Origin of the sequence: Sphingomonas sediminicola (assembly GCF_049991885.1) — a bacterium.
GTDB lineage: Bacteria > Pseudomonadota > Alphaproteobacteria > Sphingomonadales > Sphingomonadaceae > Sphingomicrobium > Sphingomicrobium sediminicola.
In genome coordinates this window covers 2174160-2195702 of record NZ_CP178916.1, presented here as the reverse complement: position 1 = coordinate 2195702, position 21543 = coordinate 2174160, and the positions used below count along the sequence as shown (strand labels likewise).

Below are 21543 nucleotides of genomic sequence, written 5' to 3'. Positions count from 1 at the left end.
TGCCCTCACCCGACGAGGCAGCGGACCAGTTGCGCGAACAGGCGACGTGCTGCCGCCGGCTCGCGAGGAATTCCCGGACCGAACTCGGCTCGGCTGCGCTTCTGACGGTGGCAAGCCAATTCGAGGTCGATGCCTTTAGGCTGGAGCGGGAAGCTCGAACGGACCCGGATGACGGAGATGATGCGCCGGGACGCCTGCGAGCAGCCCTGGCCCGCCAGGACCAGTTGTGGCCTCGCATGAGGCCACGCGCGGCGCCGGGCATGGGAGCTTTGGATGACTAGAGCTTCGGAACTGTTTCGAATGGAGAAGAGAATGCCTGCGTTTCCCGAACGATCTGCCAGCGAACCCGAGAAGCCAGCCTTCCCGCGCATGGGCAAAGAGCCTCAAGCAGTAGCAGCAAGTCCGGCCAATAAAGTTCAATCCGATCTTCTTGCGCAATATGGCATAACCGCCGTTCCACTCACGTCCTACGAATGGGGCGGATATCGCTACACGAATGCCCATGACGCAATCGCTGCGGCGAAGCGCGGGGCGGCCGAATGAGCCGGGCGATGTACCTCAATGTGAGCGAAGGGTTCGTGGTAGCTCAGTGTCTTGAAGCCAAGGTCGGGATTTCGGCGATCAAGTCGCTTCCCTGCGGGGGAACGAGGCTCGTATGCATGAGCGTCGAGGGGGCCGACACGATGCGGCGAAAGCTGACGAAGAACCTGATGAAGGACAATGCAGCGCGCGAGCGGCATGGTCCCGGTTGGGGCTTCGTCGCAAGGAGTTAGGAGCTAGGATGCAGTTGCACGGTAGCACCGAAGGCAATTTGATTTCGGCCATTCGCAGCGCAAATCGTTTGCGTGATCGTCCGGTGCACACCGATACGGTGAAGTTCTGGTCTGACCTCATTAAGCACGCCCAAAACCAGCTCGCATCCTGTGCCGCCTTGCCCTCTGACGAGCTGAGACGCCTCGTCGTCGATTTGGAGCTCGAGGTCGCCAGGCGGCCGCGCGGGCGTCCGTGATGAGGTCACCAGAAACGGTCTGAAAGCGCACTATCCGCTAGGACCCCGTCACTCTCAAAGTATCCCTGGAAGCCTCTGCATCAAATCAGGCTGCTGCCGATGTGCAAGTCCGCTGTCGCTTATCTGCACTCGCTTCCAAAAAGGGCAGTCGTCAGGCCCTCATCGGTGTCAGAAGATCTGTCATCGCTTCGCGCAGGGCTTCTTGGAAATATCGCTCACGCTCGTCCGGTTCGTCACCATCGAGACCATTCTCAACGCCAGCCAATGCCTCTTCGCGAATTACGCCCAGTGCCTGATCGCCAATTCCATACGTCTGGCGCAGCAGCATTTTCATTGCCGCACGCAACGCGATGATGTCGGCCTGCGCGTCTAGGATAACATGTGCGGTTTCTTCATCCATGGTGGATCCCCACATCACGCACCTTCCTCGCCGTGGTCGTGCAGTGTCGATCTGGAAGCCGGCAGAGGCGTATTGCGCCGGACGAAGGCTTCGGCCTCCTGCATCGTCGGGAAATCACGCTGTCTTGTCTCGCCGCCTGGCAGAGTGAGGACAACCGTATAGGGCATGCGCGCGCCCACATTACGCACAATCCTGCCGCCGGTGCAGCTCATATGGCCGCCTTCGTCGTCCCGGCGTTGCGCTTCCCTTTTCATATCCGATTCCTCAGCGGCCGACCGAAATGGGCTAAAAGGGCGCATCGGCTCTTCGGGGCGGCTCGTCATTTTCTTCTCCTCATTGGGAGGGGAGGCGGCTTTCGCTGCGCAACTCTACAGGTAGTTACTGCAGGGGCAGAATTTTAGACCGCACTGCCACAAACATTACAAAACTGCCGGCGCGGCCGACATTCGCTATCTCGCGAGATGCGCGGGAGAACTGACGTCCGCTTTCCACCTGAAACGGATATCAGGCTTCGGTCGGGAATAGCCATCTGGCTGCAAGTGAAGCGAGTGCTGCGCCCGTCAACTGGGCGACGATGAAGAGCGGAACATCATGCGGAGAAATGCCGGCGAACGTGTCCGACAAGCTTCGCGCAATGGTGATGGCCGGATTGGCGAAGCTGGTGGAAGAAGTGAACCAATAGGCAGCCGTGATGTACAGCGCGACGGAGACGGGCACCCATTCGCGACGGTGTTTCACAGTTCCCAGGATGGTCAGGACCAGTCCGAACGTTGCGATTACTTCGCCGGTCCATTGACCCGGTCCGGTTCGAGCTTTTCCGGAAAGCTGGAGCGCCGGAAGGTCAAACATTAGATGCGCCGCCCAAACGCCGGATATTCCGAACGATAGCTGGGCGGCGATGTAGGCTGCGGCATCCGTCCACGGCAATTCGCGGCGCGAGGCCGCAACGAGACTGACCGCCGGATTCATATGCGCTCCGGAGATTGGCCCAAGCATCGTGATTAGAACAAAGAGGATCGCACCGGTCGCGATGGAGTTGCCAAGTAGAGCAACGGCGTAGTTCCCGCCTGACAGATTCTCAGCCATGATGCCCGAGCCGATCACGCAGGCGAACAGGAAGAACGAGCCGACGCCTTCTGCGCCCAGCCTGCTGCCAAGAGGCGGCATGTCAGCCGGCGTTCTGGTCGGCGCTTCGGCCAATCTCGCGAAGCGGTGTCTGCAGACTTGGCTCGGCCGAGTAGGCTCGGAAACGCCCTGCGCCATCCTTGTTCAAAATCGCTTCGGCAAAAATCGATCGAGCCGAGTTCCCCGCGCAAAGAAACAGGACGTTGTAGGTCCTTGTCATGCCACTCTCGGCGCACAGCATTGGGAGTCGCTGCTGGCCAGCGTATCGAGCGCAGGGCTATCGCCGTAAGACGTAGCTTTGCCGTTCGTGAAGAACGCCTCCCAGATGATTCCGTCCGGGTCGGATATCCAGCTCTTCTCAGACTTTGCGTAGCAGCAAGTCGTCTGACCCTCCTCGAGCACGGGACGATCGGCCTCCTTCAAGCGCCCATAGACCTCCGAAAGTTCGGCAGCATTATCGACCTGGATGCCGAGGTGCTCGATACCCTTGCGAGCATGATTACCTTGCGAGATCGCGAAGTTCACACGCGGATCGTCAAGCATCCACTTTGCATAGTCGGGCTTGGTGACGGTCGGCTCCGCGCCAAAGAGAGTGGAATAGAAGCGGATCGAGTGACTGAGGTCTTCGACACCGACGTGGACGTGCAGACGCTTCATGCGGATTTCCTTTCTTGAGCGGGCGTTTCGCAGGCCGTCTCGGAGCCGCAGTCGATTCCGGTACAGCAATTTTCCATGAGGTAAGCGACGAGCGCATTCATTGCGGGATAGTTGGCACGATAGATGAGAGACCGGTGTTGCCGTTCTTGCAGAATCAGGCCTGCGTTGCGCAGCTGCGCGAGGTGGAAAGACAGCGAACTGTTGGGAACGCCGAGCGCGTCGGCAATCGCGCCAGCCGCGAGGCCCTTGTCTCCTGCTTGAACGAGCAGGCGGAACAACTTGAGCCGATTTTCCTGAGCGAGGGCGGCAAGCGCCCCTACGGCATTGTCGCTCTTCATTAGCGGAAGTTCGACCAGCGGATAGCGGCAGCGCAGCAAGGCGCGGGAGGAGGCTCGGTCAGAACCGCGAGCAATCGAGCAAAGATATCAGCGATCAAGCGCATAGCCTGTCCTTTCGATAAAACTCGAAATGACAGGCGCGGAGCAATTAGTCAACTACAATTCGATAATCATCGAAATGATCGTCTTCGTGCTGCCTGATTGGACAGCAGGCGCACCGCTCCGATCTCACTAAAGGATCACGCCGACGAAGGCGGAGCATCGCCGCCGCTTGGCGAAAGCAACGAACGATCAGCGCAGTTGTGAGATTCTGAGTGACATGGTCGAAGAGAGCCGCTTTTTGACCTATTTAGATATTCGCGGCTTAGGTCCGCTTGCGTTGCCTGGCGCACTTCGTTCTCGACGAGAGCACTTAGGAATCGGTTCCCGGCTCATGCGCGGCCGACCGCGAACAGTCGCCTTAGCATCTCGCCCAGGGCCTCGCCGGTATAGGGCTTAGCAAGCACCGGCACGCTGGCGAATTCCGCCGGTACGCCGGTGCGACCGTAGCCGGTCGCGAAGCCAAACGGGATCGCCCGCTCGTGCAATGCGGTGGCGATCGCAAAGCTCGAGCTTTCGCCCATGTTGATGTCGAGCACCGCGGCATCGAGCGCCTGCGTCCGCGCCAGCTGCTCGCCGTCAGCCGCCGAAAGAGCCGGGCCGACGACAACGCAGCCAAGCTCGTGGATCATGTCCTCGACGGACATCGCAAGGATCGCCTCGTCCTCTACGACCAGCACGCGCTTGCCGATCAAATCCATGCCGTCGCTTGTTTCTCGCCCAAATCGAAATCACCGGATTGGAGCGGGAACGACAGGCGCCATTGGAGGCCGTCTGCGGCCCAGTCGGTGTCGAGTTTTCCCTTCAGCTCGGCGGCGGTGACGCGCAGCAGGCGGCTGCCAAACCCCTCGCCGTCCGGCGCCGTGGCCCTGGGGCCGCCGCTCTCGCTCCAGCGTAGCTCGACACCGGTCGGGTACGGTGAGGACGGATCGCGCGCGACGCGCCATTCGACATGGACCTTGCCGCTCGGGACGGACAGCGCGCCGTATTTCAGCGCATTGGTCGAAAGCTCGTGAAGCGCCATGCTGAGCGACAGGCTGACGCGCGGCGGCAGGATGATGTCCGGCCCCTCGCACGAGATTGCCCCGGGCACGTCGTGGGCGGTCAACTCGCCGGCGACGATGTCGGCAAGGTTCGCGCCGCGCCAGTCGTTGCGTGTCAGCCGGTCGTGCGCAGCGCTGAGTGCGAGCAGCCGCGGCTCGAAGCGCTTGCGGAAATCCTCAGGAGAAGTCGCGTTCCGGGCGGTGTGCGCGGCCAGCGCCTGGACGGTCGCGAGCGTATTCTTGACCCGGTGGTTGAGCTCGGCCAGCAAAAGCTTTTTCTGCTCGTCGGCGAGTTTGCGCTCGGTGATGTCCTGGACCATCCGCACGCCGTAGCCGAACGAGCCGTCGTCATTGCCGACGGTTGAGCTGGTCACCTCAACCCAGATGACCCGGCCATCCTGCCGGATGTACCGCTTGGTTGTCGAATAATGGTCGATTTCCCCCGACACCTGGCGCGCGAACTGCGAGCGCTCATCAGCAACGTCGTCGGGATGCGTGATGTCGAACAATGTCTTCGAAAGTAGATTGGCCTTGGGATAGCCGCTGATCGTCTCGAAGGCGTCGTTGACACGCAGGAAGCGACCCTCCGCATCGCATTCGGCGATTCCGGCGAGGACATTGTCGTAGGTCGCCGCCAGCCGCTCCTGCGCTTCGCGAAGCGCCTTCTCGGTCCGGACCTTTTCGGTGACGTCGACCGTGAAGCAGCGAGTGTTCACGAACTCACCGTCGCGGAAGCAAACGCTCGATGAGATCAGGACATGGCGGATCGAACCGTCCTTCGCACGCAGCCGCGCGGGATATTTGTCCAGCTTCTCGCCAGCGGACAAACGAGCTAGGATGTCGCTGATCGTGTCGTCATCGGCATGAAAGCGCATGATCGGCTGGCCAATATATTCCTCGGCGCTGTAGCCGAGCGGCTCGTAATCTGCCTTGTTGGCTTTCAGAATCGTTCCGTCGGGACCGACCAAGTGCAACCCGATCGTGCCGTTCTCGAAGAAATCGCCAAGGTCGAGCCCGGGTTCGGTCGAAACGTCTGGTACGCTGGCCATTGAAACCTCTCGACCCCCCGGCCGCTGAACGCCTTATCGCCACGTGCCTGGTCGGTCTAGTCGGCTAACTCCGACGGCTCGGCCGATCATGCGGCACCTTGCGCGCTGGCGAATGTCGCGCAGATTGCCTAGGTGGCGGAACATCACTCGCTGCTAATGTCCGCTCTCGACCCAAAGCGGACATCCGCCGGATCTGCGTGGCGCTAGCCGCGGCCCTTTTTTCCGCCGAGCAGTCCGGGCTTTACAGCAGTCGCGCCCCATTCTTCAGTTCGAGTCTCGACAGTTTTAGCCGTCTCGTCATTGCCGACCGAAATTTCCACTATGTGCCCAAGCCCCTTCCGATAGTCGACGACCGACATATGCTTGCATTCAGCCTTGATCATGGCGGCCCTGCTCCTGTCCGGCAGATTGAAATCCTCGAGGTTAGGGTGCCGCGAAACTAGCACTTCCCAGCCGTGGGCGCGCTCCTTAGCATCGGTGATTTCCACTGCATGAGCCGCTGCATAGACAGCGGTCGCGTGGCGAAGATCGCTGGCGTCTCCGCCGATCGCAAAGGACACACGCCGGTCGTTGCGAATGTTGGCCAGCTTCTGGCTCGATCGAAAGATTAGAAAATAGAGGGTCAGCCCCTCATTCGCATATCCGACAATCGTAGTCTGAGGCCACCCGTCCTGCCGCAGGGTCGAGACGGCCATAATGCGGTGGGAGTCGAGTATCTCGATTGCATCATTTTCCACGGCTCCTCCTGTTCTTCCTGACAGGGCTGTTAAGTTCAACGGCTCCCCCCGTGCGCGCCCCTTATCGTCCGGGCCAGTAGTCTCATGCGAGCGAGTCATTCTCAAATAGGGGATTTCCCGAACGTCCGCTTTCCGCCGATTCCGGACATCAGCGGCGCAGCCGCCACGGGAGTAAATCCCGTGACGTCAGACCCCTGTCGCTTGGCGCAGACTGGCCGGCCTTCCGCATCTCTCGCGTAAGGAAGCATCGCGATGCGATGGCTCCCTTATGCTCGGTGCTACAGGCTTATCTTGGCTGAACCTCCTCGACCGGCAGACCGAGCTTTGCCAGCTGCGGCTTCACCGTTCCCGCATCACCGACGACCACGAACACGAGCGCATTCGGGTCGAGCATGTTGGCCAGCGCCTGATCCACCGTCGCCGGGGTCAGCGCGCGATACTTGTCGGCCAGCGTCTCGTAATAATTGTCGGGACGGCCGTAGAGCGCGTTCGACGTCATCCCCGCGAGGACGGCATCGCTGGTCTGGAACTGGCCGGGAAGCTCGCCGGTGGCGCTCGCGACCGAGATCGCAAGCTCTTCAGGCCTGACCTTTTTCGGGCCGAGCAGCTCCTGCAGGAGGCCCGTTATCGTCGCGATGGAATCGCCGGTACGATCGGCCTGGACCGATGCCTGGATCAGGTACGGAACCGCGTTCTGGCGCATCACCGGGATGCTGTACGGCGAGTAGGCCCAGCCCTTGGTCTCGCGAAGCTCGTTCCAAATCCGCGAGAAGGTTCCGGAGCCGAAGACATCGCTTCCCGCCAGGCTAGGAGTCAGATCGGAACGCGGATCGAGCGGGGTCATCTCACCACCGAAGATCACCGACTGCGGCGAGCCCGGCCGGTTGACGAAGACGATGCGCGGTGACTTCGCGCGTGCCGGAACAGGGCCGAATGCCTTCACGCCGGCGGCCGTCGCTGGAGCCTTCCAGCTCCCGAACACGTTCTCGAGCGCTGCCTGCACTTCCGCCAGCGGGCGATCGGAAACGACGAAGAACTCCGCCTTGTCGGGTCGAAGCCACTGCTCCTGGAAGGCGAGGAGGTCGTCGCGGCTGAAGACCTTGATGGCTTCTTCGTCGCCGATCGGAGTCGTTCCGTATGGGTGCGACGCGCCGAAAATCTGCCGCATATATTCACGCTGGGCCATGTTGTTCGGGTTCGACTTGGCCTGCCGAACCGCGGTCACAAGCTGGGTTCGGACACGCTCGACCTCGGCCGGATCGAATGCGGGATTGCGCACGATGTCCGACATCAGTGCGAGGCTTGGCGTCAGATTGGCGCTCAACGCTGACAAGGTCACGGTCGTCCGGTCCGCACTCCCGGCGGCGCCGAGGATCGCGCCGAGACGCTCCTTCTCCTCGGCAATCTGCTGGGCCGAGCGCGTCGGTGTGCCCTCGTCGAGCATCTGGACGACCATGTTCTGGAGGCCGCGGCGACCGGGCGCATCGGCCGAGTAGCCGGCGTCGAAGGCCAGTGCGATCTGCGTCAGCGGCGCCGCGGTGCGCTGCGCGTAGGCCAGCTTGATTCCATTCGACAAAGTGACGTGCGTCACGTCCGGGAAGTCGAGCGGCTCCGACGCGCCTTGCGGCGGCATGTCGCGCTTGACCGAAGCGACCTTGATGTCGGCGCCTTTCTTGGGCTTCTTCCCCGTTGCCTCGACATAGGGGGGGCGCTCACCGGGCTCGATGTTGATCTTCAGCACGGGCCGACCGAGCCATTGCTGCATCGCCGCCTTCACTTCTGCGGGCGTGACCGACGCATAGCGCTGGAGGTTGCGCGCGTAGAAGTTGCTGTCGCCGTTGTAGAGAAGACCTTCCGCAAGCGCCTCGTTCTGGGTCGAGACATTCTCGATGCCGCGAATATATGAGCCCACGATCTTCGTCGCGGCGCGGCGAAGCTCGTCCTCGGTCGGGCCATTGGCGAGATAATCCGCGATGATCTCGTCGAGCCTCTTGTCGACTAGCGCCGGGTCGACGCCCGGCTTCACCGTCGCATCGATTTCCATGAGGCCGATGCGATGGAACGGCTGCATGTTCGCCGACACCGAGGTCGCGATCTTCTCTTCACGGACCAGGATCCGGTCGAGCCGCGAGCTGGCGAGCCCGCCGAGAACGGACGCGCCGAGATCAAGCGCTTCGAGCTGCGGAGACTGGAGTCCCGGAACCGCCCAATGGCGCTGCAGCTCTACGGCCGGCACCCGGTCCTTCATCACGATCGTCTTCGGTGCGGCCAGGGTCGGCACGTCGGCCGCCGCCGGATTGTTGACCGGGCCGCGCGGGATGGCGCCGAAATATTTTTGCATCAGCGTCTTGGCCTCGGTGACAGTGATGTCGCCCGACAGCGAGACGATTGCGTTGTTCGGACCGTACTTGTCGATGAACCAGCGCTTCACGTCGGCAAGGCTTGCGCCGTCGAGGTCGGCCATCGAGCCGATGGTGGAGTGATGGTAGGGATGCCCCTCGGGGAACAGGTTCCCGAGTTGCTCATACTCGACCAGGCCCTTCGGTTGGTTGTCGCCTTCGCGCTTCTCATTCTGGACGACGCCGCGCTGCGTATCGAGCCGCTTCTGGTCGATCGCCGCGAGCAGATAGCCCATGCGGTCGGATTCCATGAACAGCGCCCGCTCGAGGTTCGGCTTGGGCACCGTCTCGTAATAGTTCGTGCGGTCGAACCAGGTTGTGCCGTTGGCGTCTGAGGCGCCGATCTTCTGAAGGAACGGCAGGATGCCTTCGCGGACGTTGTCCGATCCGTAGAACATCAAATGCTCGAACAGATGGGCGAAGCCGGTATTGCCCTTCGGCTCGTCCTTCGACCCGACGTTGTACCAGACCCCGAACGCGACGACGGGCGCCTTGTGGTCCTCGTGCACCAGCACCGTCAGGCCGTTGTCGAGCTTGAAGGATTCGTGCGGGAGCTGGACTTCGCTGACCAGGCTCGAAAGAGGAGCGGGCTCCGCGGGAGCGAGCGGTGCAACCGCCTCGGTCGCTGCCGGCGGCAGCATCTCGGCGGTGCGCGGTGCGGTCGCGCAGGCTGCGAGCAACGACACGCCCGCAAGCAGGACGGCGAGACGATTGTTGTTGTTCATGAGACTCTTGGCTCCCCTCGGACTTGGGCCGACAGCTGTACGGGGCCGCCTCGCGAGCGCAAGGCGCTTCGACGGACGGGCGGCCTAGGTCGATGAACGGATATTACTGGCCCGGAATGGCGCCCTTCAGCACGTCGCCGATGCCGAACTTCTTCTTTTTCTTGGGCTGCGGCTGCCCCGACGCCGCGCCGTCTTGGCCGCCCATCTGCGGCATTCCCAGCATGATCGACGAAACCGTCTTGAAGCGGGCCGTGGCCGTCCATTTCGGTGCCTTGGGAGCCTCGGCGAAATAGGCCTGGGGTCCATAGCCGATCATCATGATCATCCCGGCGGGGGACGCCTTGACGACTTCCGACGGAAGCGTGCACTGCGTCGTCTGCGGGCTGAGGACGTGGCCTGTGCCGATCAGGCGCTTCACTTCGGACGGCGAGATATAGTCCAGCATCGTGGCCATCGCCGCGCTCTTCGACGAACTCCACATCAGCACGTCGCCATTCTGGGCCGAGCCGAACATCGCGAGCGCATAGCCGGTCGCGCTCGCGGCCGGAGTCCAGCCGAGCTGGGCCGCGCCCGACGGAAGCGAGCCTAGCTCCCGCAGGTTCAATGCCGGCATGAAGTCCTGACCGAGCGTGAAGGCGATCGGTGGTGAGTAATTGCCCTCCACCTTGTGCGCTCCAACAAGCGAGCCGTTCACCGGCAACGGCCGCCGGTCCTGCTTGTTCGGCCATTCACCATAGCCTGGGGCGCTGTGCGGGATGTTCGCCATGCGCGCATAATTGGCCATGTTCGCCATCCCCGGCGGCATTTGTCCCGCGGCAACCTTGGCGAAGTCGATGACGGTCGGCTGTCCAGCGCCGACATGCTCGCCGCAACCCCAGTAGATGACCATCCGGCCCTTCGGCTGCTGATAGGGATAGGTCTGCGTTGCGGGCTTCGGACTGGCCGGAGCGATCAGCGGAAGGCTCGGCCCCATCTGCAGTCCCGGCGGGATCAAGTGGTTCGCCTCCGGCGCCGCAGGCGCCTTGGTCCGTGACGCAAGTCTCAGTTCGAGCGTGTGCGAATATGCAGGCGCATTGCCCGACATCATGCCCATCATCTGCGCCATGCTCGGCCGGCCCTCGCCGCCCATCATGCCGCCGAAGCCGCCGACGGTGGCCGCATCCATATAATAATTGGCAATCGGCGGAGGCGGGGGCGGGCCCTTCGCGGGCGCCGCGGCATAAACCGCCGCACCGCATGTAGCCGCACACATACCTGCAACCAGGATGCTGAATCGCTTCATCGACAAGCCCCCTTGTGAGCGGCGCTTATCCAACGCTCTCGCGCTCGCTTCAATCCCCTGCTAGCGGCCCCACCCAAATGAAAGACATCACGAAGATCCGGAATTTCTCGATCATTGCGCACATTGATCACGGGAAGAGCACGCTCGCCGATCGGCTGATCCAGCGGACCGGCGGGCTGACCGAGCGCGAGATGACGCACGGCCAGATCCTCGACAACATGGAAATCGAGCAGGAGCGCGGGATCACCATCAAGGCGCAGACCGTGCGTCTCGAATGGAACGGCTACGAGCTCAACCTGATGGACACCCCCGGCCACGTCGACTTCGCATACGAAGTGTCGCGGTCGCTTGCCGCCTGCGAAGGCGCGCTCCTGGTCGTGGACGCCGCCCAGGGCGTCGAGGCCCAGACGTTAGCTAACGTCTACCAAAGCATTGAACACGATCATGAAATAGTTCCCGTCATCAACAAGATCGACCTTCCTGCCGCCGACCCGGAGGGCGTGCGGCAGGAGATTGAGGAGATCATTGGGCTAGATGCCTCCGAGGCCGTCTTGGCGTCGGCGAAGAGCGGCATCGGGATCGACGAGGTGCTGCAGGCGATCATCGACAAGATCCCCCCTCCCAAGGGCGACCGCGACGCGCCGCTGAAGGCGATGCTCGTCGACAGCTGGTACGACCCTTACCTTGGCGTCGTCATTCTCGTCCGCGTGATGGACGGCGTCCTCAAGAAGGGCCAGCAGATCAAGTTCATGGCCGCCGGCACGACTCATTTGGTCGACCGCGTCGGCTGCATGCGCCCGAAGATCGAGCAGCTGCAGGAGCTGGCCGCGGGCGAGATCGGCTTCATCACCGCGCAGATCAAGGAAGTCGCCGAAACCCGCGTCGGCGACACGATCACGGACGCCAAGCGCCCCACCGCGCAGGCGCTGCCGGGATTCAAGGAAGTGCAGCCGGTCGTTTTCTGCGGCCTGTTTCCGGTCGACGCCGCGGACTTCGAAAAGCTCCGCGACAGCCTTTACAAGCTGCGCCTCAACGACGCGTCGTTCAGCTTCGAAACCGAAAGCAGCGCGGCGCTCGGCTTCGGCTTCCGCTGCGGCTTCCTCGGCCTCCTCCACCTCGAAATTATCCAGGAGCGGCTGACCCGCGAATATGACCTGGACCTCATCACCACCGCGCCCAGCGTGGTGTACAAGATGCATCTCACCCATTCGAAGAACGAGGCGGCGCAGACGATCGAACTGCACAACCCGGCCGACATGCCCGACCCCAACCGCATCGAGAGCATCGAGGAGCCCTGGATCGAGGCGACCATCTACACCCCCGACGAATATCTCGGGGCGATCCTCAAATTGTGTCAGGACCGCCGCGGTATCCAGAAGGGGCTGACCTATGTCGGTAGCGGCGCCCACCAGCGTGCCCAGATCAAATACGAGCTTCCGCTGAACGAAGTAGTGTTCGACTTCTACGACCGGTTGAAGTCGATCAGCCGCGGCTACGCCAGTTTCGATTACGAGCAGATCGGCCACCGCGAGGGCGACCTCGTCAAGATGAGCATCCTGGTCAACGAGGAGCCGGTCGACGCGCTGAGCATGATCACCCACCGCGGCACTGCCGAACAGCGTGGCCGCGGCATGTGCGAGCGGTTGAAGGAGCTCATCCCGCGCCATCTGTTCAAGATCCCGATCCAGGCCGCGATCGGCGGCAAGGTCATCGCCCGCGAAACGATCAGCGCCATGCGCAAGGACGTCACCGCAAAATGCTACGGCGGCGACGCGACCCGCAAACGCAAGCTGCTCGAGAAGCAAAAGAAGGGCAAAGCCAAAATGCGGGAATATGGCAATGTCTCGATCCCGCAGGAGGCTTTCATCGCCGCGCTCCGGATGGGGGAAGAGTAACCGCACCCCACCGGTCAACTCACGCCGATTTATAGGACGGCGAGATTAAAATATGTTAAGGTGGCGGCCGCCTGAGCCTTTGCGACCAACTCAGCTGTCGCAGACTCCGCACAAAGGAATTCGTGATGATGAAGAGCGCAGTTCTCGGAGCGATGACGGCTGCCATGCTGGCGGCTACTCCCGCGTACGCCGGCGAGATCACCGGTAGTGGCAAGGACCTGCCGATCAACGGCAATTCGGCATGTGCCTTTTCCGGTCTCAACGACACGCCTGACGGCCTGTGGCTTCCGATCGGGCCTGGCGGATCGCTGGTTCAGGTCGATCCGGGCGGCCACACCCAGTCCTACGGTTCGTTCATGAGCATGGGCTTCCTTCCCAACCCCAGCGATCCCGCAGCCCGCGAGGGCCAGCGGGGCGGTTTCCCGGGGGCGAATTGCAACCCGACGGGCGCCGGCGAATAGACTTCGTACGTTTCGATTGAAGCATGTAAGGGGGGCGCGGGCGACCGCGCCCCGTTTCGTGACGGGCCGGCGGATCGGCCCGACCAGGCCTGTCCGGCGTTGTCGACACTGAACCCCACCGCCCTGCGCGGCGAAAAGGCATGCTGCCCGATCAGGAGACCATTTCAATCATGACCTACAACAGCACATACCAGGACCGCGCCGGCCAGTCCGCGCAGGCGAAGCAGAAGGCGCTGGAGCAATTTCGTTCCAGGCCGCCAGTCGACGAGAAGCTGGCCGCCGAGCGCAAGGCGGCCGGCCAGCGGCGGGAAGAGGCCAAGGCCGAGAAGGCGGCCACGAAGAAGGCCGAAGCAGAAGCGAAAGCGGCGGACGATGCAGCCAAAGCGGCTGCCTCCGCTCCCCCGACCGAGGCCGAGGCGAAGGCCGCACGTGATGCCCGCTATGCGGCGCGGAAGAATCGGAAATGAAGGAGTAGCCGAGCGCAGTTGAGCGAATTCGCAGCATCGGGAAGCAGCGCGTGGCCCGCCGTAGAACGCGAAGGGCGGGGCAGGCGAGCGACCTGCCGGCCGCTCGCTCCCACTCAACGCGTCACTTCTTCATGACGATGTCGGTCCACTGTGCGTTGTCGATGAAGGTGCGGTACTTCTCGTAGCCCGCGATGGCGGCGTCGTTCTGCTCCTTGGTGAAGAGTGCCTCGATCTCCTTGTCGATCGCCTGGTCGCGGGCCTGGTCCGCGTCGAGCACGCCATAGGATTTCGAGTGGGTCATCAGCAGGACGTTCGGCGAGCCCTTCACGTAGCCGCTGCGAACCATGAACTTGTAATCGTCGATCAGGCCGCGCTTCTTCAGCGTCTCGTAGGTCGGGATGAGCGACTTGCTGAGGCCGGTGAGGTAATCGTCGACGTGGTTGGGATCGACCTCGACCGCGTTGACGTCCCAATAGCCCTTCTGCGGAGTGTAATCGACGTACTGCTTCGCGGTCGCCGGTGCGGACGCGAACGCAATCGAAGCCGCGCCGAGCGCGGCCAGAACCATGGTCTTCATGAACTTCCCCCTGATTGACGGACGAGCGACGTCGACACGGGGGAAACACAGAGCGTCGAGTCGCTCCTAACAAAAATTTAACAAAGAGTGCGGGAAGAGCGATCTGCTCTACTCCGTCTTAAGCGGCTCCGACTTTGGCAGTTGCTGCTGCGGTTCCTCCTTCGCCTGCTCGGCCGGCTTCGGCTCGACGCGCTTCTCGCAGACGCGGCGCGGGCGGGAGGTGCCGACCTCGTGGATCCATTCGCACTTGAGGCGGGGCTTCTTTTCCACTGCTTCCGGAGCGGCGGCGGGACTGGCGGCAACAAGCAACGCAATCAACAGGGACATCGGATACTCCTGGGACTAAAGGTTGGAATCGAGCGCCGTCTATTCGTCGGCGCAGAGGACGTCGGCAAGGAACGATCTGCCCTCGATCGTCTGGAGCCGCGCATAGACCGACTGCCGCCAGCCGTGGCTTCGGCAGAAGTCGCGCGCCTTCTGCGACATGGCTTCGGACGTGCCTGGCGTGACTTCGACGCGGGCGCCGCCATTGGTGACGGCGGGGGCGACGAAATATTCGCTTGCAAGACCGTGGAGAGAGGGATTGGGACCGGTGACGACGGTGCCGACCGCTGCGCCGACGGTGGTGATCTTGGCGGCGACCGGGCGGACCGAGCGAACATTCATGATCATCGCCGGGTCGGACGCGGAGAATTCCGTGCAGCCGGTGAAGGTATTGCCGCTGCACAGCTCCCACGCCATGCCTTCCGGGATCTTCACGCTGCGAACGGTGAAGACGCGCATCGATTGTGACGCGCCGGCGATCGAATAACCTGCGCCTTTGTAATGGCCCTTCGGATATAGGACGAGCTCGGTCGACGGCTGCTCCTGCGCCTGTGATGCGGCGGGGAGCAAGGCAGCGAGAACTGCTGCGCCGGCCATCAATTTCTTCGTCATTCGAGCTCCCCCGCTGGTTCGTCGGCAGCTAAGCGCAACGCGACGGTTCGCACTAGTAGTTTTTCAAACGCGGCAATGCAGGTAGGGACTGTCGCATCGCGCGCCCGTAGCTCAGTTGGATAGAGCACGAGCCTTCTAAGCTTGAGGTCGTAGGTTCGAATCCTACCGGGCGCGCCAGTTTTTCGCATTCATTTCGCGTTCAATCGCGGCGGCCAATGCGGAGACGGGGAAAAGGGGGCAAGCAATGCGTGTGGCGTTGGTTTCCGTCGTTGGGGTTTCAGGCGCGCTTCTCGCCGCCCAGCCGGGCCGCGCGGCAACGGTCGTCGTGTTTACCAGTCCCGAAACGCTCGAGCGGCGGATGATCGTGGTCGATCAGGCTGGGCCCGACCGGCTGTTCCTGTGCATGCTTCCGCCTGGCGAGGCGGGCTGCCATCAAATTCCCGTAACACGGCGCAATTAGGCCGCGACCGTCTCCAACAGGCCTTCGAACAGGCGCCTGCCGTCGGTGTTGCCGTGCGCAGGCTCGAGCGCGCGTTCCGGGTGCGGCATCATTCCGAGCACGTTACCGGCATCGTTGAGGATGCCCGCGATGTTCCGCGACGAGCCGTTGACCTGCTCGGTGTAGCGGAAGGCCACGCGGCCCTCGCCCTCGAGCCGATCGAGCGTCGACGCATCGGCCTGGAAGTTGCCGTCGTGGTGGGCGACCGGGATGATGATGTTCTCGCCTGCATCATATTGCGAGGTGAACAGGCTTTGGCTGTTCTCGACCTTTAACCCGACGGGACGGCAGACGAAATTGAGGCCGGCGTTGCGCATCAGCGCGCCGGGCAGGAGTCCGGTTTCCGTCAGGACCTGGAAGCCGTTGCAGATGCCGAGCACCGGAACGCCGCGGCTGGCCGCGTCGGACACCGCCCGCATGATCGGCGAGCGCGCGGCCATCGCGCCTGACCGCAGATAGTCGCCGTAGGAGAAGCCGCCGGGAAGGGCGATGAAGTCGGTACCGTCCGGAAGCTCGCTTTCGCGGTGCCAGACCATCGCGGGAGCGCGGCCCGTCACCTGCTCGATCGCGACGGCGAGGTCGCGGTCGCAATTGGAGCCGGGAAAGACGATGACCGCGCTTCTCAAGCCGCGGTCTCCAAACGCTCGATCCGGAAATTCTCGATGACCGTGTTGGCCAGGAGCTTGCGGCACATATCCTCGATGGCGATATCGGAGGTGCCGTCCGCCAGCTCGAGCTCGATCAGCTTGCCGGCTCGGACGTCCTGCACGCCGGAAAAGCCGAGGCCTTCCAGCGCGTGATGGATAGCCTTGCCCTGCGGGTCGAGAACTCCGGGCTTCAGGGTGACGAAGACGCGCGCTTTCATGACTGCCTGTGCTGTTCGAAGTGGGTGGCGCCCCTTTGCCCCAGAGCGCGATGAGCGTCCAGCCGCGCGTGCAAATCTCACCCGCGAAGCGGCTATTATTGCTCTCGCAGGGAGCCCCACAGGTTCCGGGTAAGCGGTTCGAGGATGTACTGAAGCGCAGTTCGCTTGCGGACGTTAAGCAGCACTTCGACGGGAAGGCCGGGCCGAAGCTGGCCGTGGCCAAGCGTCCCTCCGACCTTTCGCAGCTGCTCGGGCGTCACCTCGATCTCGGCGCGGAAGAAAGAGCGACCACTCTTCTCATCCGTGAAGCTATCGGCGGATATCGTCCGCACCTTCCCGGTCAGCAGCGGAAGGGTCCGGTCGTGCACGCTGACGAAACGAACCTGCGCTTCCTGGCCCTGGTAGACATCATCCGCATCGTTCGGAGCGACCTGCGCCTGAATGACGAGCGTACGACGATCAGGAACGATTTCCATCAGGGTCTGGCCCGGGGCGACCACGCCGCCAATCGTGAACACGGAAAGGCCGACGACCTGCCCCGAGACAGGCGCTCGGACGCGGGCGCGCTGAAGCTGCTCTCGAACTGCGATCAATTTTGGAAAAACGTCGGAAAGCCGCGCCTGCGTGTCGCGAAGCTCGGTCGCAACCTGCTCGAGCGCGTTGGTCTCAATCGACACGGACTGCATTCGCGTTTCGCCTTTGCCTTCGCCAGCGCGCGCGATTTCCGAGCGCATCGCCGCCTCGCGGCCCTTGAGATCGGCAAGCGCACGTTCCAGCGCACGGATGCGGTTGACCGACGCGAATCCCTTCTTCTCAATCTCGCGCATTCCGGCGAGCTCGTCGGCAAGCAGCCGCTGCTGCTCGCGAAGCGAGGCGATCTGCTCCGAATAGCCGCCTTGCTGCTCGCCGAGCTGGAGCGACCGTTGTCCAAGGACGGACTGCTGCGCGGAGATCGACGCGAGCCGCGCGTTTAGCTGGGCACGTTGCAGGGCGAGCGCCTGAGCCGCGAGCACCTGGTCTTCGGGAGACAGGCCGGCGAACTCGACCGGCGGGGCGAAATTTCGCTGCCCCGCACGCTCGGCCATCAGGCGCGCGCGCTGAGCGAGATTGGTCAGATAGTCGCTGGTCAGCGCCCGTTCCTGCGCTTTGAGGTCCGGCGCGGCCATTTCGATGAGGACGTCGCCCGCGTTCACTCGCTGGCCTTCCCGGATGTTGATCGCGGTGACGACGCCGCCCTCGCGGTGCTGGACCGTCTGGCGATTGCCCGAAATGGCGATCACACCCTGTGCGGGAACTGCGGCATCGAGCGGGGCGAAAGCTGCCCAGCCGAGCAGGATGACGAAGAAGAAGATGACGATCGCTGCACCGATCCGGATGTCACGGCGCGGATCGTCGGCCGGAAGGTCGGGCTGGTAGGCCTCCACGATCGGGGCGATGAGCCTTGCCGGCAGGTTCATGACGCGCCGCCTTCACCGACTTGCGACAGGCGCGCGGCGACTTCCTGCGACGGACCGAGAAGCTTGGGCCGCCCGCCTTCGAGGACCAGCAGCCGCTTCGCACCCGCCAGGATCGACCGGCGATGCGCGATCATCACGACCGCCGCACCGCGGTTCAACGCTCCGGCAAGCGATCGCAGAAGCGCGGCCTCGCCGTCGGAATCGAGAAAGGCATTGGGCTCATCGAATATCAGCAGCACCGGATTACCATAGAGCGCCCGCGCCAGCGCCACGCGCTGGGCCTGCCCCGAAGACAGGCCATTGCCGAGTGGGCCGAGCGGCGTGTCATAGCCCTTGGGAAGCTTCAGGATCAGATCGTGGACACCGGCCGATTTTGCAGCCGCGACCGCCAACGTATCGACGTCCTCGCCATCCGAGCCGTCGGCGAAGCGGGAAATGTTCTGCTTGATCGTGCCTTCGAACAGGCTCGGTTCCTGCGGCAGATATCCGATATGCCGGGCAAGGGCGTCCGGCTCCCAATCGGCATATTGGGCACCGTCGAGACGCACGGTTCCAGCTTCGGCGGGAATCGCCCCCGCGAGTATCTTCGCAAGCGTCGTCTTTCCGGCGCCGCTCGGTCCGATGATTCCAAGCATCTCGCCGGGCGAAACATCGAACGAGACTCCGAAAAGGATCGGCCGACCGTCCGGGCCACGCAGTCCGACCTGGTCGATCTCCACCCGTCCGGCGGGTTCCGGAAGCCGCGTGTAGATTCGCTCCGCGGGCACACCCGCCATCACATCCGCAAGCCGCCTCAGGGCCGCGTGCGCGCTGGTCAATGTCGGCCATCCGCTGATCACCGCCTCGACCGGCTGGAGGGCGCGGCTCAGCAGGATCGACGCAGCGACGATCGCGCCCGAAGAAATATAGCCGGCGATCGCGAGCAGTGCGCCAAGGCCAAGCGCCGCCGACTGAACGAACAGCCGAAGGAAACGGCTCGTCGCCGAATAGCGGCCGCCGGTGAACTGGGCGTCGGCAAGTCGCGTAAGCCCGAAGGCCCGCTGTTCTAGCTGCCGATGGACCATCGATCCGACCATTCCGAGCGCCCGGACCGTGTCGTTGTTGAGAGCGACGGTCTGCGCGGCGGCCTGGGACGAGGCCATGGCCTGCGTCGCAACCTGCATCGTCTCGGCGGTGGCCCGCTGGTTGCGCCAGGCGACGAAGAACAGCACGATCGACGCAATCGTCGCGAGCACGCCGATCCAGAAATGCAGCAGGAAGGCGACCAGCAGGAAGAGCGGGAACCACGGCACGTCAAACAGTGCGCCCGCGACCGGGCTTCCGATCGCCTGGCGGATCGTGTCGAAATCCCGCATCGCCTGAACGGCCGCGCTGGAATTGCGCGCCATCATTCGCTTCAGGATCTTCGGCGCGAGCAAGGTGTCGAGGCGCATGCTTGCCCGGACCAGCAGCCGATTCCGGATCGCGTCGAGCGCGGCGAGTGCCATGAGCCCGATCGCGAGCGCAATGGTGATGAAGAGCAAGGTCATCTTGCCGCCGGTCGCGACGACCCGGTCATAGACCTGCAGCATGTAGATGGCGGGCGCGAGGAACAGTAGGTTGATGAACAGGCTGAAAATTGCGCCTGCGACGAAATGAGGGCGGCAGGCCTCCGCGGCCTCCGCCATGTCTTTCGGCAACTCGATACCCGCGATCTTCATCAGGCCGCTGAAACCCTTCCCCTCGGAATGCCAGCATAGCTTCCTTTGCACGATGGGCGAAGCATGCGCTGCCAGGCAGTCCCGGACCGGCACATGTAACGCGGTCCGTGGCTGGCGCCATCAGAAAGTTTAAGAGAATCCAGATGCTTAGGCTGGCGGAGCTGAGGGGAATCGAACCCCTGACCTCTGCAGTGCGATTGCGTGGCTCCCGTGAGAGAATGGCGCAAAACTGTGGTTTTCTGAAGCTGGAAATTGCCCAAATTGGGCCGAATATGGCGGTTTGCGATACCAGTGCGATACCAACTTCGAGCGCGCGCTCACCATCGCTGGCAGGGTGCCGCCAACGTTTGGTCGTTGAAGGCAGAAGCGCGTCCCCGTCCGGCAATCACGACTATTAGCCGCCTCGTTCATTCGCGGTTATTGGGGCCTCCGGAGACTGTTGTAATGCCGACCCGGAGCGCTTTCATTCTTGCCGCAGTTGTCGCCGGATGCGCCTCCCAGCCTTCGCAGCAAGCGCTCTTTCAGGTTTGCGGACAAATCGGTCGACCAACTTGGCCAATGCGAGGAACCCGCGCGTAACCGAGTGCGGGCAGACGGTTGCTACTGGGATACCTCGATCAATCTGGGGCCCATGCCAAGTCAGGTTTATTGGCACATCGACCGCTTCTCTGATGTTGAAGGCGCCGAGGCCGCAAGAACGCTGCAAGGTAGCGTCACGGTCACCATTGGTAATCTAGTCTTGCTCCAGACGATCAACGACAACCCGAGCTGGAGGCCCACCACGGGCGAACATCTCGGCACCGTCGGACCTCTAACTGTATCCGGCGGGCCGGATCTGACCGCCCGGCTGATGGAAGCAACTACTTCGACTCCCGCCATGATCTCCCCTCATGCGCCTTCCGGTCCAAAGGCAATCTTCCAACTGGTGGGCTCGGCTTGCGTTGAAACGCCGCAAGGGGCGCGTAGAATGGTCGGTGATGAATGGCTCGTGATTCCACAAGACACGCCAATGCAGCTCCAAAGTAGCGGGCAGGCAGTGAGTCGCTCGCTGATCTTGGTGATCCACCCAACGGATCAGCCATGGACAGACGGGATGTCCGCATGGGTTCCCAAGCTGCTCTGTAAGTAGAATGGAGTTCTCGTCTGATGCGGAAGTTCGGCTTTCTGTTTTCGAACGATCGAAGACACCGGCCCGCCCGCGCCCAGACGGGGACAGAGAACGAAGGGCTGTCAGTGAACCCGCCGTTTCGGATTAGTCCAGCGCGAACAAGGGAAGAGATTGAAGCAGCAACCGAGCTCTTTGCAGGCTATGCGGCAGCCTTGCCGACTGATCTTCATTATCAGGACTTCAGCAGCGAGCTGGCGAACCTGCCAGGAAAATATGTGCCACCCGAGGGGGAGTTGCTGGTCGCTTGGGACGATCGTGATCGCCCCGTGGGATGCATTGGAATGCGGCCGCTGGATTACACCAACCGATGCGAGATGAAGCGGCTTTACGTCGTCCCCGAAGCGCGTTCGTTGGGACTTGGCAAAACGCTTACTGAAGCGATTATCACAGTGGCGCGATCCCGCGGCTATTCAGAGCTGGTTCTGGACACGCTGCCAACGATGGAAACAGCAGCAAATCTGTACCGTCGCTTAGGGTTCCGACGAGTTAATGCCTATTACAGACCTACACCGGCAGGCACGTTATTCATGGCGTTAGACCTGACGCTGCCTGCTCGCATCGAGCAGGGCTAAAGGTACCGTTCGACTCTTGGAAGCGTGCTCATTTCCGCATCTTAAGCATCGAAGGTCTGCTTTCCACCCAATCCGGACGTCAG

At 62.7% G+C, this 21543-nt stretch carries 27 protein-coding genes, 1 tRNA gene and 1 pseudogene; 10 read left to right on the top strand and 19 right to left on the bottom strand.

Annotated elements, in window-relative coordinates:
• Window positions 1–5 precede the first annotated feature (5 nt).
• Entirely contained in the window at window positions 6–371 is a 366-nt protein-coding gene (locus ACMC5O_RS11450; protein ID WP_187708675.1) for a hypothetical protein, read from the bottom strand.
• Here ACMC5O_RS11450 and ACMC5O_RS11445 point away from each other — a divergent pair.
• Genes ACMC5O_RS11445 through ACMC5O_RS11435 form a run of 3 tightly spaced genes read left to right on the top strand, consistent with a single transcriptional unit; the run spans window position 370 to window position 1009 of the window.
• On the top strand, window positions 370–543 hold the full coding sequence (locus tag ACMC5O_RS11445; protein WP_187708676.1) for a hypothetical protein: 174 nt from the start codon (window positions 370–372) through the stop codon (window positions 541–543). The two genes, ACMC5O_RS11450 and ACMC5O_RS11445, sit on opposite strands and share 2 nt — an antisense overlap.
• Complete coding sequence (locus tag ACMC5O_RS11440; RefSeq protein WP_187708677.1) at window positions 540–773, top strand: hypothetical protein; 234 nt, start codon at window positions 540–542, stop codon at window positions 771–773. Before ACMC5O_RS11445 ends, ACMC5O_RS11440 begins: the two co-directional genes overlap by 4 nt.
• A gap of 8 nt (window positions 774–781) precedes the next feature.
• The gene (locus ACMC5O_RS11435; protein ID WP_187708678.1) at window positions 782–1009 is read left to right on the top strand and encodes a hypothetical protein; all 228 of its coding nucleotides are present in this window, start codon (window positions 782–784) and stop codon (window positions 1007–1009) included.
• Window positions 1010–1160: 151 nt separating this feature from the next.
• Here ACMC5O_RS11435 and ACMC5O_RS11430 read toward each other — a convergent pair whose 3' ends face one another.
• The 11 genes and pseudogenes from ACMC5O_RS11430 to ACMC5O_RS11380 form a co-directional block, all read right to left on the bottom strand.
• Window positions 1161–1409, bottom strand: coding sequence for a hypothetical protein (locus ACMC5O_RS11430; protein ID WP_187708679.1), 249 nt, complete (start codon window positions 1407–1409; stop codon window positions 1161–1163).
• Between the two features lie 14 nt (window positions 1410–1423).
• Window positions 1424–1663, bottom strand: a complete 240-nt coding sequence (locus ACMC5O_RS11425) for a hypothetical protein (RefSeq protein ID WP_187708680.1) — start codon at window positions 1661–1663, stop codon at window positions 1424–1426.
• A 250-nt stretch (window positions 1664–1913) separates the two neighbouring features.
• Entirely contained in the window at window positions 1914–2576 is a 663-nt protein-coding gene (locus ACMC5O_RS11420; RefSeq protein WP_187708681.1) for an aquaporin, read from the bottom strand.
• 64 nt (window positions 2577–2640) lie between these two features.
• Window positions 2641–2754 (bottom strand): annotated as a pseudogene (locus tag ACMC5O_RS11415) (arsenate reductase ArsC); the annotation flags it as partial.
• Window positions 2751–3191: an ArsI/CadI family heavy metal resistance metalloenzyme gene (locus ACMC5O_RS11410; RefSeq protein ID WP_187708682.1), complete on the bottom strand. Its 441-nt coding sequence runs from the start codon at window positions 3189–3191 to the stop codon at window positions 2751–2753. The pseudogene ACMC5O_RS11415 and the gene ACMC5O_RS11410, both read right to left, overlap by 4 nt.
• Window positions 3188–3568: an ArsR/SmtB family transcription factor gene (locus tag ACMC5O_RS11405; RefSeq protein ID WP_426692884.1), complete on the bottom strand. Its 381-nt coding sequence runs from the start codon at window positions 3566–3568 to the stop codon at window positions 3188–3190. Before ACMC5O_RS11405 ends, ACMC5O_RS11410 begins: the two co-directional genes overlap by 4 nt.
• A gap of 392 nt (window positions 3569–3960) precedes the next feature.
• The gene (locus tag ACMC5O_RS11400; protein WP_187708683.1) at window positions 3961–4329 is read right to left on the bottom strand and encodes a response regulator; all 369 of its coding nucleotides are present in this window, start codon (window positions 4327–4329) and stop codon (window positions 3961–3963) included.
• Window positions 4320–5720 (bottom strand): sensor histidine kinase, encoded by a 1401-nt coding sequence (locus ACMC5O_RS11395; RefSeq protein ID WP_426692883.1) that lies wholly within the window; start codon window positions 5718–5720, stop codon window positions 4320–4322. The genes ACMC5O_RS11400 and ACMC5O_RS11395 overlap by 10 nt, the downstream gene beginning before the upstream one ends.
• Before the next feature lie 203 nt (window positions 5721–5923).
• Window positions 5924–6457 carry a pyridoxamine 5'-phosphate oxidase family protein gene (locus ACMC5O_RS11390; RefSeq protein WP_426692882.1) on the bottom strand — a complete coding sequence of 178 codons (534 nt, stop codon included), beginning with the start codon at window positions 6455–6457 and terminating at the stop codon, window positions 5924–5926.
• Between the two features lie 286 nt (window positions 6458–6743).
• Window positions 6744–9581, bottom strand: a complete 2838-nt coding sequence (locus ACMC5O_RS11385) for a M16 family metallopeptidase (protein ID WP_426692881.1) — start codon at window positions 9579–9581, stop codon at window positions 6744–6746.
• A gap of 103 nt (window positions 9582–9684) precedes the next feature.
• Window positions 9685–10863: a hypothetical protein gene (locus ACMC5O_RS11380; protein ID WP_187708685.1), complete on the bottom strand. Its 1179-nt coding sequence runs from the start codon at window positions 10861–10863 to the stop codon at window positions 9685–9687.
• A 77-nt stretch (window positions 10864–10940) separates the two neighbouring features.
• Here ACMC5O_RS11380 and lepA point away from each other — a divergent pair, with 77 nt between their 5' ends.
• The 3 genes from lepA (at window position 10941) to ACMC5O_RS11365 (ending at window position 13686) form a co-directional block, all read left to right on the top strand.
• Window positions 10941–12758, top strand: a complete 1818-nt coding sequence (lepA, locus tag ACMC5O_RS11375; RefSeq protein WP_426692880.1) for a translation elongation factor 4 — start codon at window positions 10941–10943, stop codon at window positions 12756–12758.
• Window positions 12759–12883: 125 nt separating this feature from the next.
• Entirely contained in the window at window positions 12884–13219 is a 336-nt protein-coding gene (locus tag ACMC5O_RS11370; RefSeq protein ID WP_187708686.1) for a hypothetical protein, read from the top strand.
• A 140-nt stretch (window positions 13220–13359) separates the two neighbouring features.
• A complete protein-coding gene (locus tag ACMC5O_RS11365) occupies window positions 13360–13686 on the top strand; it encodes a DUF6481 family protein (protein ID WP_246444245.1) in 327 nt (108 codons plus the stop codon).
• Window positions 13687–13807: 121 nt separating this feature from the next.
• Here ACMC5O_RS11365 and ACMC5O_RS11360 read toward each other — a convergent pair whose 3' ends face one another.
• The 3 genes from ACMC5O_RS11360 to ACMC5O_RS11350 form a co-directional block, all read right to left on the bottom strand.
• On the bottom strand, window positions 13808–14263 hold the full coding sequence (locus ACMC5O_RS11360) for a hypothetical protein (RefSeq protein ID WP_187708687.1): 456 nt from the start codon (window positions 14261–14263) through the stop codon (window positions 13808–13810).
• Window positions 14264–14371: 108 nt separating this feature from the next.
• Entirely contained in the window at window positions 14372–14590 is a 219-nt protein-coding gene (locus ACMC5O_RS11355; protein WP_426692879.1) for a hypothetical protein, read from the bottom strand.
• A 39-nt stretch (window positions 14591–14629) separates the two neighbouring features.
• Window positions 14630–15199 (bottom strand): hypothetical protein, encoded by a 570-nt coding sequence (locus ACMC5O_RS11350; RefSeq protein WP_187708689.1) that lies wholly within the window; start codon window positions 15197–15199, stop codon window positions 14630–14632.
• A 100-nt stretch (window positions 15200–15299) separates the two neighbouring features.
• Here ACMC5O_RS11350 and ACMC5O_RS11345 point away from each other — a divergent pair.
• Together ACMC5O_RS11345 and ACMC5O_RS11340 are read left to right on the top strand one after the other, a co-directional pair.
• Window positions 15300–15376, top strand: a tRNA-Arg gene (locus ACMC5O_RS11345).
• Window positions 15377–15443: 67 nt separating this feature from the next.
• Window positions 15444–15659, top strand: a complete 216-nt coding sequence (locus ACMC5O_RS11340) for a hypothetical protein (protein ID WP_187708690.1) — start codon at window positions 15444–15446, stop codon at window positions 15657–15659.
• Here the strand turns inward: ACMC5O_RS11340 and purQ are convergent.
• The 4 genes from purQ to ACMC5O_RS11320 all read right to left on the bottom strand — a co-directional run bounded on the left by purQ (window position 15656) and on the right by ACMC5O_RS11320 (window position 19720).
• Window positions 15656–16324, bottom strand: a complete 669-nt coding sequence (gene purQ / locus ACMC5O_RS11335) for a phosphoribosylformylglycinamidine synthase subunit PurQ (RefSeq protein ID WP_187708691.1) — start codon at window positions 16322–16324, stop codon at window positions 15656–15658. The genes ACMC5O_RS11340 and purQ overlap by 4 nt on opposite strands.
• Window positions 16321–16563 carry a phosphoribosylformylglycinamidine synthase subunit PurS gene (gene purS / locus ACMC5O_RS11330; protein ID WP_187708692.1) on the bottom strand — a complete coding sequence of 81 codons (243 nt, stop codon included), beginning with the start codon at window positions 16561–16563 and terminating at the stop codon, window positions 16321–16323. The genes purQ and purS overlap by 4 nt, the downstream gene beginning before the upstream one ends.
• A 95-nt stretch (window positions 16564–16658) precedes the next feature.
• The gene (locus tag ACMC5O_RS11325) at window positions 16659–18020 is read right to left on the bottom strand and encodes an HlyD family type I secretion periplasmic adaptor subunit (protein ID WP_426692878.1); all 1362 of its coding nucleotides are present in this window, start codon (window positions 18018–18020) and stop codon (window positions 16659–16661) included.
• Complete coding sequence (locus ACMC5O_RS11320) at window positions 18017–19720, bottom strand: type I secretion system permease/ATPase (RefSeq protein WP_187708695.1); 1704 nt, start codon at window positions 19718–19720, stop codon at window positions 18017–18019. The genes ACMC5O_RS11325 and ACMC5O_RS11320 overlap by 4 nt, the downstream gene beginning before the upstream one ends.
• 631 nt (window positions 19721–20351) lie before the next feature.
• Between ACMC5O_RS11320 and ACMC5O_RS11315 the strand changes: the two genes are divergently transcribed.
• Both ACMC5O_RS11315 and ACMC5O_RS11310 read left to right on the top strand, forming a co-directional pair.
• Window positions 20352–20849 carry a hypothetical protein gene (locus ACMC5O_RS11315; protein ID WP_187708696.1) on the top strand — a complete coding sequence of 166 codons (498 nt, stop codon included), beginning with the start codon at window positions 20352–20354 and terminating at the stop codon, window positions 20847–20849.
• Between the two features lie 17 nt (window positions 20850–20866).
• Window positions 20867–21460 carry a GNAT family N-acetyltransferase gene (locus tag ACMC5O_RS11310; protein WP_426692877.1) on the top strand — a complete coding sequence of 198 codons (594 nt, stop codon included), beginning with the start codon at window positions 20867–20869 and terminating at the stop codon, window positions 21458–21460.
• The last annotated feature ends 83 nt before the right edge of the window (window positions 21461–21543 follow it).